Origin of the sequence: Streptomyces apricus (genome assembly GCF_008369065.1) — a bacterium.
Lineage (GTDB): Bacteria > Actinomycetota > Actinomycetes > Streptomycetales > Streptomycetaceae > Streptomyces > Streptomyces apricus.
The window spans coordinates 1080729-1092433 of the sequence record NZ_VDFC01000040.1; the positions used below are offsets into that span (position 1 = coordinate 1080729).

Below are 11705 nucleotides of genomic sequence, written 5' to 3' on the forward strand. Positions count from 1 at the left end.
AACCGTCGCGACGGCCGTCCGTGCGACGGCCGGTGGTTCTAGACATCCAGCAGCCGCCTTCCCTCGAAGGCGCGCCCCAGGGTGACCTCGTCGGCGTACTCCAGGTCGCCGCCCACCGGCAGTCCGCTGGCGAGGCGGGTGACCCGCAGTCCCATGGGCTTGATCATGCGGGCGAGATAGGTGGCCGTGGCCTCGCCCTCCAGGTTCGGGTCCGTGGCCAGGATCAGCTCGGTGACCGCGCCGTCGGCGAGCCGCGCCAGCAGCTCCCTGATCCGCAGGTCGTCCGGGCCGACGCCCTCGATCGGGCTGATCGCGCCGCCGAGCACGTGGTACTTGCCCCGGAACTCGCGGGTCCGCTCGATCGCGACCACGTCCTTGGGCTCCTCGACCACGCAGATGACCGAGAGGTCGCGGCGCGGGTCGCGGCAGATGTTGCACAGCTCCTCCTGCGCCACGTTGCCGCAGGTGGCGCAGAAGCGGACCTTCGCCTTGACCTCCATCAGGCACTGCGCGAGCCGGCGGACGTCCGTCGGCTCCGCCTGCAGGATGTGGAAGGCGATCCGCTGCGCGCTCTTGGGACCGACGCCGGGCAGTCGCCCCAGCTCGTCGATGAGGTCCTGGACCACGCCTTCGTACACGGATTGCCTTCCTTCTCCTGCTTGGGACGTACGGTAGTCGGCGGCCGCCCTTCTTAGAAGGGACCGCCGGGGCGACTCAGAACGGCAGGCCGGGGATGCCGCTGCCGCCGCCCAGCCCCTGGGCCAGCGGGCCGAGCTTCTGCTGCTGGAGCGCCTGGGCGTTCTCGTTGGCCGCCTGGACCGCCGCGACGACCAGGTCCGCGAGGGTCTCGGTGTCCTCCGGGTCGACGGCCTGCGGGTCGATGACCAGGCTGCGCAGCTCGCCGGAGCCCGTCACCGTCGCCTTCACCAGACCACCGCCCGCCTGGCCGTCCACCTCCGTACGCGCCAGCTCCTCCTGGGCGTTGGCGAGGTCCTGCTGCATCTTCTGGGCCTGCTGCAGCAGCTGCTGCATGTTGGGCTGGCCACCACCGGGAATCACGATCAGCTCCTGGTTTCGTACGGCTGTCCGGCGGGTTTTCCGCCTTGGGACGAGCCTACGTGGTCTGTCGGGCCGTCGCTCCAGCACTCTTTCGAGTGAGAGGACGTTTGGCCTATACCTGATCAAGGCCCACGTCCGGGCGGAAAGGACCGGAAAGTGGGGCGGTCGCCACCCATTGAGCGGTAGTAAGGAGACGGTGCGTCGGCATTCCATGCCACACACTCCGCCACACGACATCACGCAGAGTTACGTAGAATTGCGTGACGCAGCGTCACACAACGTCACGTCATGATTTAGGGAGCGTCGGGTGAGCCAGCCGGACATGCAGCCCGAGGGGTCGGCCCAGGACGGTCGGGGCGACGGCTCGGGGCCCGGTGGGCTGGAACCGGGCGGGCACGCGCCGGGCGTACAGCGGCCGGGCGGCGCCGGGCCCGCGGGGCTCGCCCCCAGGGGACCGGCGGCCGGCGACCTGTCGGGGCGGACCTTCCCGCTCGGCGACTGGGGCGAGCCGGCCGAGCGGCTGCACGAGCTGTACCGGTGGGTGGAGGCGGGGGCGCTGACCACGGCGTCCTGGTACCTCGCCGACCGGGCGTGGAAGCGGCGGTGCGCGTGGGCGCTGCGTGGCGGGGCGGCCGCCGGGGTCCTCGTCGGGGCCGCCCTGCCGCTGCTGGACCTCGCCGGGGTGCTGGGCGGGGGCGCCGCCTGGGGGTATCTGGCGCTGCTCGTGGCGGCCGGCTGCGTGGCGGGCGACCGGTACTTCGGGGTGACCTCCGGATGGATGCGGGACGTGGCGACGGCGCAGGCCGTGCAGCGACGGCTGCAGGCGCTCCAGTTCGAATGGGCGTCCGAGTGCGTCCGGGAGGTGCTGGGGCCCACCGAGGGGACCGCCGGGGAGGCGGCCGAGCGGTGCCTGGGGGTGCTGCGGCGGTTCTCGGAGGACGTGACGGAGCTGGTCCGGAGGGAGACCGCGGACTGGATGGTGGAGTTCCGGTCGGGGGCGACGCCGGGTGCGCTCCGGGCGGCCGAGGGCGGGGCGGCGTCCGGCAGCCCTCGACCGGCGTGCCCCGGACCCGGCACCCCCGGATCGCGCGAGACCACACCATGGAGAATGCGATGGCGCACGCCACCGGAAAAGTCCTCGTCACCGGGCTCGGAGCCACCACGCCGCTGGGCGGTGACGTTCCCTCGACCTGGCGGTCCCTGCTGGCCGGCCGCTCGGGCGCCCGGCTGCTGACCGAGCCGTGGGCGCGCGACCTCACCGTGCGCATCGCGTGCCCGGCGGCGAGCGAGCCCGCACCGGCCGTCGGACCGGCCCTCGCCCGGCGTACGGACCGCTCGACCCAGTTCGCGCTCGTGGCGGCCCGCGAGGCATGGCAGGACGCGGGCCGGCCGGAGGTGGACCCCGAACGGCTCGGCGTCGTCGTCGCCTCCGGCCTGGGCGGCCTGACCTCGCTGCTGAACTCGCACGACGTACTGCGCGAGAAGGGCCCGCGCCGGGTCTCCCCGCACACGGTGCCGATGTTCATGCCGAACGGGCCGGCCGCCCAGGTCGGCCTCGAACTCGGCGCACGGGCCGGCGTCCACACCACCGCCTCCGCCTGCGCCTCGGGCGCCGAAGCCGTCGGGTACGCCCTGGCGATGATCCGTTCCGGACGGGCGGACGTGGTGGTGGCGGGCGGCACCGAGGCGCCGATCCATCCCCTGATCATGACCGCCTTCGCCAACATGATGGCCATGTCCCGCCGCAACGACGACCCCCGGGCGGCTTCCCGCCCCTACGACCGGGACCGGGACGGCTTCGTGATGGGGGAGGGCGCCGGGATCCTGGTCCTGGAGTCCGAGGAGCACGCCTGTTCCCGCGGCGCGCGCGTCTACGGCGAGGCGGCCGGCGTCGGCCTGACCTCCGACGCCCACCACATCGCCCAGCCCGAGCCCGACGGCCGGGACGTGACCCGCTCGGTGCGCGCGGCGCTGGCCGACGCGGGCGCCGCCCCGGAGGACGTCGTCCACGTCAACGCCCACGCCACGGCCACGCCCCTGGGCGACCTCGCCGAACTCGCCGCGCTGCGCCGGGTGCTGGGCGACCACGCGGCCCGGGTCCCGCTCTCCGCGACCAAGTCGATGACGGGACACCTGCTGGGGGCGACCGGGGCGGTGGAGTCGGTGGCGGCGGTCCTGGCCCTGCACCACCGGTCGGCGCCGCCCACGATCAACGTCGACGTCCTGGACGAACGGGCCGACGCGGACGTCGTCCGCGACAAGCCGCGCGAGCTGCCGCCGGGACCGGCCGTCGTCCTGAACAACTCCTTCGGCTTCGGAGGGCACAACGTGTGCCTGGCCTTCCGTGACGCCGGCACAGCCGACACAGGGGACTGACGCCGGGAACGGGACCGGGACCAGAAACGGGGACGGGGACGGCGCTGGTGCTGGAGTCGGGGACAGTGCCGGAGCCGGAGCCGGAGCCGGGGCGCCGCGGTGACAACGCTGTCACCTTTTTGGCGCGCGGTGCGCTGGTGGAGGCCCGGCCCCAGTGGCTCGTTTCGGTCAACTTGGGGCACGCTTTTGTACACCAGGGGCCCGTGCGGGGGCCCGGTATCGCATCGAAAGCCCGATTGGCGGGCGGCTCCGGGCGCCCCGGGCCGGTCCGAAACCCCTTTCCCCGGCCACCGTCGCACGGCACGTGCCGCCGACGCCGCTGTCGTATTCCGACCCTTGCCGGCGAGCCGTTCGGAACCAGGGGTGTGAAGCGTGTGTCCAGCGCGCAGAGGCACATCACGTTGCCTGCCACGTCACCGGCGTCGCGGCGGGCGGCTTTCCTCTGTACCGGTCGTGTGCTCAGCGAGAACCAGTGACGATGGAGGACCTTCTCCGTGAAACCGGCCGTCGCCCGCCCCGGCGATCAGCACTCCTTATCGCGCACCGCTCTCCGACCGCCGCGCAGACGGGGGCGGGTCCACGCCCGCGGCCCCCGGCGCCCGCATTCCGCCCGGCCGGCCCTGCTGTGGGCCGGGAGCGAGGAAGGGAGCCGGGCCAGACCCCGCTCCTCCGGACGGGAACCCGCCGAACCAGGACCTGCCGAACCAGGACTTGCCGACCCGGAAACCACCGGTTCGGAAGCCGCCGGCCGGATGCCTGCCGGTCCGGACCCCGCCGCTCCAAGAGCCGCCGCTCCAGGAGCCGCCGGTCCGGCGGACGGCGGGGCGCGGTCCGGCGGGCGGAGGGATCGCCCGTCACCCGGGGCGTACACCTCGTGCCTCACGGATGCCCGATGCCCTGCCGGAACAGCCGGAATGGCTGGAAGGACCGGCAGGGCTGTCGTGGGACACGCCGCCGGACACCCGGTACGGCCGCTCCGGCCGTCCTGTCGCCCCGCCACCGATGGGTGAGCGCGCGGATCCGCCGGGAGCGGACACGACGCCACCGTCCGTGGGGCGCGGCGCCCGGCGCGAGGCGGACGGCCGCACCGCGGTGGCGCCGGGGGCGCGCGAGGAGCCCGAGGATCCCCGGACCCCCGAGGCGTCTCGTCCGCCCGGTGTCCCGGAACCGCCGTACGTCATGCCGCCGCAGCACTACTACGCCCTGATCGTCGAGCGCATCGGCGTCCTCGCGGCGCAGGGCTGCAACGCCCCGGCGATCGCCCGGGAGCTGGGGTGCGAGGGCTACACCATGGCGCCGGGCCGCAGCGATCCCATCAGCCTGACCACGGTGCGCCGTCTGCTGCGGGAGAACACGTCCGCGGCCCGTCGTACACCCCCCGCGGTCCTCCGGGAGAGCCTCGCGGCGGACGAGTGGTGGCTGCGGGAGCTGGCCGCCGAGCTGTCCATGCCGTCCATCACCCTGTACGGCTGGGCCCGGCGCGGCTGGGTGACCGTGGTGCGCAAGGAGAGCCGTCCCCCCTACCGCCTCGTCCTGCACGCCGACCCCGCTGAGGCCGAACGGCTGCGGGCCCTGCGCCTGCACGCCGCCGCTGCTGCCGCTGCCGCGTCGGCGAGAGGGGACGTCCCGATGCTGCGACGTCCCCGCGGTGATGCACTGACCCGTTGACCACTGCCCGCCTGTGAAGGCGGCCCCCACCGGTAGAGCCACAGAGCCACAGAGCCACGCAGTTGCAGAGGCCCGGTCACGCGCCGGGGTGGAGCGCAGTCGCGCCCCGCCCCGGCGCGTTGCGTTGTGCGCTCCCTCTGCCGAAACCCCGTGGGCCGAAGACCGACCCGTCGAAGACCGAGCGCGAAAACCAAGCGCGAAGACCGATACGTTCAAAGATGTTGCGTCATCGATGTCATGTCATGCATGATGAATCATCGATAACGCAACATTGATGTTCAGTCATCGACTGCAGGGGCCGTGCCGATCCGTCCCGCGAAGCGGTGGCCCCCGATCCCAGGAGTAGAAGTGAAGAAAATCGTCCATCTCGCCGTCGCACGGCCCAAGGCAGTGATTGCCGCCTGGCTGGTGCTGCTCGCCCTGGCCGTTCCCTTCGCGCTCCAGCTCGAGGGCGCGCTGAAGACGGGCGGCTTCTCCGACCCCCGGGGCGAGTCCGTCCATGCGCAGCGCACGCTGGAGCGCGCGTTCGACGAAGCGCCCAACTCCCTGCTGGTCGTCCTGCACAGCGAGGACGGGTCCGTCGAGGACGCCGTCGCGCCGGCCCGCGAGGCCGTGCGGCGGGACGGGGTGTCCACCGTCACCGACCGCACCACCCACCCCGAGTGGCTGTCCGAGGACGGCCGCACGACCTTCCTCCAGGTCGGCTTCACCAGTGACAACACCACGGTGCAGAACCTCGTGCCGGATCTGCAGGACGACGTGCGCGACGCCGTCGGCGAGGGCGTCGAGGCCGACGTCACCGGTGCCCCGGCCCTGGACTACGCGCTGAACGTGCACTCCAAGGAGGACGTCACCCGGGCCGAGATGATCGCTTTCCCGGTCCTCTTCGTCGTGCTGCTGCTGGTGTTCCGGTCCGTGGCCGCGATGGTCGTCCCGCTCCTGATGGCGGGCTTCACCCTGATGTACACCCAGGCCATCGGCTACGGGATGACGCAGTTCACCGACGTCAACAGCCTGTTCACCAACATCGTGTCCATGGTCGGCCTGGCCGTCGCCGTCGACTACTCGCTCTTCATCGTCAAGCGCTTCCGTGAGGAACTGGCCGAAGGGCACGCCGTCCCCGACGCCCTGGACCGCACCATGCGCACCGTCGGCCACTCGGTGCTCTTCAGCGGCCTGGCCGTCGTGGTCGCGCTCTCGGCGCTCTTCATCCCCCGTGCCATGTCCTTCACCAGCATCGCCCTGGGCGGCGTGGCGGTCTCCCTGGTGGCCGTGGCCATCGCCGTGACGCTCCTGCCCGCCGTACTGGCCCTGCTGGGCCACCGCATCAACTGGGGCACCCTGCGCCGCCGGAAGAACGCCGCCGCGACCGCGGACCGTACGGCATCCGACTCCGCGGCATCCGACTCCGCGGCATCCGACTCCGCCGCCTCCGGCTCCGCGACCGCCGACTCCGTCGGCACCGGCTCCGCGACCGCCGGCCGCCCGGCCAAGGGCCGCGAGTCCGCCGGCCGCTTCTCCCGCCGCCCCGGACTGGTCCTGGCCGCCACGGTGGTGGCGTTCGCCGCGCTCGCCGCTCCCGCGGCCCAGCTCACCCTGCGCGTCCCCGTCGCCAGCGCGGACATCCTGCCCTCCGACGACAGCGCCCGCATCGGCATGGAGCGCATCAAGCAGGACATCGGCGTCCGCGAGATGTTCCCCGTCCAGGTCGTGCTCAGCGCCGACCGCGACCAGGCCGACACCCTGCTCGCGAGCACCACGGAGGTCGCCTCCTACGCCGAGTCCGCGCCCGGCGCCGACAAGGTCCAGGCCGTGACGTCCCTCGGACTGCCCGCCGCGGAGCTCTCCAAGGCCCTGGAGGACCCCTCCGCCCTGGGCGCCGGCGAGCGTGCCGCGCTCGGTCAGCTGTGGGCGCGTGACGGGGAGCGCCTGGTCACGCGGGTCGTCGTCACCCCCGGCGCCGACCCCGACAGCTCCGCGGCGCACCACCTGGTCGACGACCTGCGCGACCACCTCGGCAGCCGTGTCGACTCCGGGATCAGCGTCGACCTGGCCGGCGCCACCGCCACCGGTTCGGACTTCGACGACCTGGTCCTGCGCTCGGCGCCCCTGGTGGTCCTCTCCGTCGCCCTGCTCAGCTTCCTGATCCTGCTGTTCGCCTTCCGCTCCGTCCTGCTGCCGCTGCTCGCCCTGGCCTTCAACATCGCCGTCGTCGGCGCCAGCCTCGGCGTCCTCGCCCTGGTCACCGGGAACGACGACCACTCGATCAACAGCGTCACCCCGCTCATGCTGTTCGCGGTGATGTTCGGGCTCAGCATGGACTACATGGTGATCATGATCTCCCGGATGCGGGAGAGCTACCTGGGCGGCGTCCCGCACCGCGAGTCGGTCCTGGGCGGCCTGGCCCGTACCGCGGGCCTGGTCAACGGCGCAGCGGCGATCATGGTCGCCGTCTTCGCCTCCTTCACCAGCGCCCAGATCAGCATCGTGCGGGAGCTGGGCATCAGCCTCGCCGTCGCCGTCGTCCTGGACGCCGTCGTGATCCGGCGGCTGGTCATGCCGGCCACGCTCCTGCTGATCGGTGACCGGACCTGGGGCCGCTACCGCCGCACCGCCCCGCAGGACCGGGCTCCGGAGGCCACCGCCCCGCAGCAGCCCGGGACCCCGCAGCCGGTCCCCGCCGGCGCCGGGACCGCCGAGGAGGCGGACGGCGCGGACGAGCAGCGCCCGCTGGCCGAGCCCACGCTGCGCTGACCGGCCCCACCGCCCGCCGCAGTCCCCGTAGTTCCAGCAGTCCAGCAGTTCAGCAGTCCCCGCCGTTCCCGCTCTCTCCTCCTCGCACGAGCCGCTGCGCCGATCGCCTCGCCTCCCCGGACCGACGGCGCAGCGCTCCTGCGCGCCGTCCGGCACGACACCCCGTCAAGAGAGGCAGCCCCACCCGATGAGCACAGTCCTGCACCTCCCCGGCACCGCGCTCCCCGGCACGCTGCCGGACGACACGTACGGCACGTACGAAGCCCATGACGCGTACGACGCCCATGACACGTACAACGCCCATGACGCGTACGAAGCCCATGACACGTACGACGCCCATGACGCGTACGAAGCCCATGACACGTACGACGCCCATGACGTGTTCGGCACCCTGTCCGGCGACGGGCGCGCCCGCGGCCGGGAGGGCGAGGTGTTCCGGCGCAGTGCCCTGCTGATCGCCCGGCGCGGATGGTGCCAGGGGCAGGGGCTGGTGTACGTCGGGTCCTCCCACGACCCGCAGGCGGCCAGCCTGGTCGGAGCCCTGACCTGGGCCGTGACCGGGGACGCGCGGTCCTGCGGTCCCGAGGTGCGGGCCGTCCTGGCCACGGTGCGCGCGCACCTGGACCCCGCGGACAGCGCCCTGTTCAGCGACTGGGAACTGCTGTGCGCCTGGAACGACGCGCCTGCCCGCACCCGCGAGGAACTCATCGCGCTCCTGCTGCTGTGCCACCATTCCGCCGTGGCGGAGCGGGCGGCCGGTCCTAGCTGAAGATGATCATCGAGCCCTGGGCCAGGCTCCGGGTCGCCGCCGCGTGCAGGCCCAGCCAGACGTGCCGTTCGCGGGCGAACGGACTGGAGTCGAAGGGGGCGGGCGCGGCCGGCTCCTCCAGCTCCGTGGGTGCCGCGGGCGGCTGGGGCGCGACCGGCGGGTTCGCCGGGTCGATGCCGATCGACGGCGCGACGAACTCCAGCTCGCGCAGCAGGACCTGGGAGGAGCCCAGCGGACCGCCGCCCGCGAGGAGTTCGTCGTTCGACAGCGGGTGCGGGAAGTCCACCGGGACGTACGCGCCCGCGTGGTCGTAGTGCCAGACCAGGTGGGACTGCCGGGCCGTCGTGTCGAACATCTCCAGCAGCTGCTCGTAGTCGCCGCCCAGTTCGCCGACCGGTGTCACCGGCAGCTGGCACACCTGCAGCAGGTAGGCGCGGCGCAGGAAGTGCAGTGCGTCGTAGTCGAAGCCCGCGACCGGCGCCACGTCGCCGGAGAGTCCCGGCATGTACGCGTACACCGGTACCGGCGGGAGTCCGGCCTCGCCCAGTGCCTTGTCGTAGAGCGCGAGTTCCTCGGCGAAGGGGTTGTCGGGGGTATGGCACAACACGTCGACGAGCGGGACCAGCCACAGGTCACAGGCCAACTGAGAGCTCCTCGTTCAGCACGGTGGTCAAGGCAGCGTAATGGGTGGGGGCGCGGTCGGTCCCCTCCGTGCGGGTCGGATACCCCACACCGGCTGGCCCACCGGCCGGCCCACCTGCGGGCCCACGGCCCGCCCGGGGCCCTCAGCCCTGCGACAGCACGTCGATCAGGGTCAGCGAGTGGGTGTTGTACGCGGCGACGATGTCGTGCGCGGCCGCGGCGTCGCGGCGCGTGAGGGCGTCCACGAGGTCGGTGTGCCCGGACCACAGGTGGCCCCGCAGGTCCTCCAGCCGGCGCAGGTGCTGGACCGCGCACACCCAGGACTGGACGCGCAGCCGGTGCAGGAAGTCGGCGAGGTAGGGATTGCCGAACAGGCTGCTCAGCTCACGCCAGAAGCGCAGGTCGTAGCCGATGAGGATGTTCAGGTCACCGGCCGCGGCGGCCCGCTGCGCCTCCTCGCCGCGGCGGCGCACCCCGGCGAGCGCGGCGGCGGTGCGCGGGTCGTCGGCGCGGACGGCGAGCGCGGCGCGGGCCCCCTGGGCGGCGGCGCCGGTCGCCTCCAGCAGCCCGTGGAAGATGCTGTCCGTGACCAGCGTGCGGGCCTCGATCATGCCCCGGTAGTCGTCCAGCGAGTACTCGTGGACACGGAACCCGCGGTGCTGGTCGGCGTCCAGGAGGCCCTGGGCCGACAGGTCGACCAGGGCCTCGCGGACGGGGGTCGCGGAGACGCCGTACTGCTCGGCGATCTCCTTGACCGTGAACTCCTTGCCCGGCTGGAGGCGCCCGGCGAGCACCTCGTCGCGCAGTGCGTCCGCGATCTGCTGCCGCAGGGTGCTGCGCATGACCGCGCCACTGCCGCTGCCGGTGCCGGGCATCGTCCGGGTCCTTCCCCCATCGAATAAGTACTCGCTCATGTCTACGAGCCAGTCACCTTACGCGTTCGACGAAAGACCGACGGGTTTGTGCGACGCCCCCGCTACACGGTGTGTTCGTCGGCGACGGAGAGGGCTTCGTCCAGTGCGGCCAGGCCCTCCTTGGCCTCCGCCTCCGTGATGGTGCACGGCGGCACGACGTGGGTGCGGTTCATGTTGACGAAGGGCCACAGACCGCGCTCCTTCGCGGCGGCGGCGAAGGCGGCCATCGGGGCGTTCGCCTCGCCCACCGGGTTGTACGGGACGAGGGGCTCGCGGGTCTCCGTGTCCCGGACGAGCTCCAGGGCCCAGAAGACCCCGGTGCCGCGCACCTCGCCGACGCTCGGGTGGCGTCGCGCCAGTTCGCGCAGCCCGGGACCGAGGACATCCTCGCCGGTCCGGGCGGCCTGCTCGACGATGCCCTCCTCCTCCATCACGTTCAGGGTCGCGACGGCGGCGGCGCAGGCGAGCGGGTGCCCGGAGTAGGTGAGTCCGCCGGGGTAGGGGCGCCGGGCGAAGGTGTCCGCGATCGCCCCGGAGATCGCGACCCCGCCGAGCGGCACGTACCCCGAGTTGACGCCCTTGGCGAAGGTCAGCAGGTCCGGTACGACGCCGGAGTGGTCGGCGGCGAACCACTTCCCGGTCCGTCCGAAGCCGGCCATGACCTCGTCGAGGACGAAGACGATGCCGTGCTCGTCGCACAGGGCGCGCACGCCCTCCAGGTAACCCGGGGGCGGGACCATGATTCCGGCCGTGCCCGGGATCGTCTCCAGGACGATCGCGGCGACGGTGGCCGGGCCCTCGAAGGCGATGGTGTCGGCCAGGTGCTGGAGCGCGCGCTCGCACTCCTGCTGCTCGGTCTCGGCGTGGAAGGGGGAGCGGTAGAGGAAGGGCGCCCAGAAGCGCACGACCCCGGCCGTCCCGGTGTCGCTCGGCCAGCGGCGCGGTTCGCCGGTGAGGTTGATCGCGGCGGCGGTGGCCCCGTGGTACGAGCGGTAGGCGCTCAGCACCTTCGGGCGGCCGGTGTGCAGCCTGGCCATCCGGACGGCGTTCTCGACGGCCTCGGCGCCGCCGTTGGTGAAGAAGATCTTGTCCAGGTCGCCCGGTGTCCGCCGTGCGATCAGCCGGGCCGCCTCCGAGCGGGCCTCGACGGCGAACGCGGGCGCGAAGGTGGCCAGCTTCCCGGCCTGCTCCTGGATCGCGGCGACGACCTTCGGGTGCTGGTAGCCGATGTTGGCGAAGACGAGTCCGCTGGTGAAGTCCAGGTACCGCTTGCCGTCGTAGTCCCAGAAGTAGGACCCCTCCGCACCGGCGACGGCGAGCGGGTCGATGAGCTCCTGCGCTGACCAGGAGTGGAACACGTGCGCGCGGTCCGCGGCCTTCACGGCGGCGCCGACCTGGGGGTCGGTCTGAGGGGTCATGCGGCCAGAGCGTAGGGGGCCCGGTCGCGGCGCACCATCGGCGTCCTGTCTGCGGTGCGGCCGCGAACGCGACAGGTTGTCGGGTGCCCCCGGCCCCGGTCTGCC

Annotated in this window: 10 protein-coding genes; 5 read left to right on the plus strand and 5 right to left on the minus strand. The window is 72.9% G+C overall.

Going from position 1 to position 11705, the window contains the following annotated elements:
- Positions 1–38 precede the first annotated feature (38 nt).
- On the minus strand, positions 39–638 hold the full coding sequence (recR, locus tag FGF04_RS17925) for a recombination mediator RecR (RefSeq protein ID WP_149512236.1): 600 nt from the start codon (positions 636–638) through the stop codon (positions 39–41).
- Positions 639–714: 76 nt separating this feature from the next.
- Entirely contained in the window at positions 715–1059 is a 345-nt protein-coding gene (locus FGF04_RS17930; RefSeq protein ID WP_149512237.1) for a YbaB/EbfC family nucleoid-associated protein, read from the minus strand.
- 307 nt (positions 1060–1366) lie between these two features.
- Here FGF04_RS17930 and FGF04_RS17935 point away from each other — a divergent pair, with 307 nt between their 5' ends.
- From FGF04_RS17935 to FGF04_RS40080, 5 genes are all read left to right on the plus strand, one after another.
- Positions 1367–2293 (plus strand): SLATT domain-containing protein, encoded by a 927-nt coding sequence (locus tag FGF04_RS17935; RefSeq protein ID WP_235882363.1) that lies wholly within the window; start codon positions 1367–1369, stop codon positions 2291–2293.
- Positions 2227–3435: a beta-ketoacyl-[acyl-carrier-protein] synthase family protein gene (locus tag FGF04_RS17940; RefSeq protein WP_235882385.1), complete on the plus strand. Its 1209-nt coding sequence runs from the start codon at positions 2227–2229 to the stop codon at positions 3433–3435. The genes FGF04_RS17935 and FGF04_RS17940 overlap by 67 nt, the downstream gene beginning before the upstream one ends.
- Positions 3436–4320: 885 nt before the next feature.
- The gene (locus FGF04_RS17945; RefSeq protein ID WP_149512239.1) at positions 4321–5103 is read left to right on the plus strand and encodes a hypothetical protein; all 783 of its coding nucleotides are present in this window, start codon (positions 4321–4323) and stop codon (positions 5101–5103) included.
- Between the two features lie 348 nt (positions 5104–5451).
- Positions 5452–7857 carry an MMPL family transporter gene (locus FGF04_RS17950; protein WP_149512240.1) on the plus strand — a complete coding sequence of 802 codons (2406 nt, stop codon included), beginning with the start codon at positions 5452–5454 and terminating at the stop codon, positions 7855–7857.
- Positions 7858–8044: 187 nt separating this feature from the next.
- Positions 8045–8626: a DUF6197 family protein gene (locus FGF04_RS40080; RefSeq protein WP_188114118.1), complete on the plus strand. Its 582-nt coding sequence runs from the start codon at positions 8045–8047 to the stop codon at positions 8624–8626.
- Here FGF04_RS40080 and FGF04_RS17960 read toward each other — a convergent pair.
- From FGF04_RS17960 to FGF04_RS17970, 3 genes are all read right to left on the minus strand, one after another.
- On the minus strand, positions 8619–9269 hold the full coding sequence (locus tag FGF04_RS17960; protein WP_149512241.1) for a hypothetical protein: 651 nt from the start codon (positions 9267–9269) through the stop codon (positions 8619–8621). The genes FGF04_RS40080 and FGF04_RS17960 overlap by 8 nt on opposite strands.
- Positions 9270–9411: 142 nt before the next feature.
- Positions 9412–10143: a GntR family transcriptional regulator gene (locus FGF04_RS17965; RefSeq protein WP_149512353.1), complete on the minus strand. Its 732-nt coding sequence runs from the start codon at positions 10141–10143 to the stop codon at positions 9412–9414.
- A 101-nt stretch (positions 10144–10244) separates the two neighbouring features.
- The gene (locus FGF04_RS17970) at positions 10245–11600 is read right to left on the minus strand and encodes an aspartate aminotransferase family protein (RefSeq protein WP_149512242.1); all 1356 of its coding nucleotides are present in this window, start codon (positions 11598–11600) and stop codon (positions 10245–10247) included.
- Positions 11601–11705: the final 105 nt, after the last annotated feature.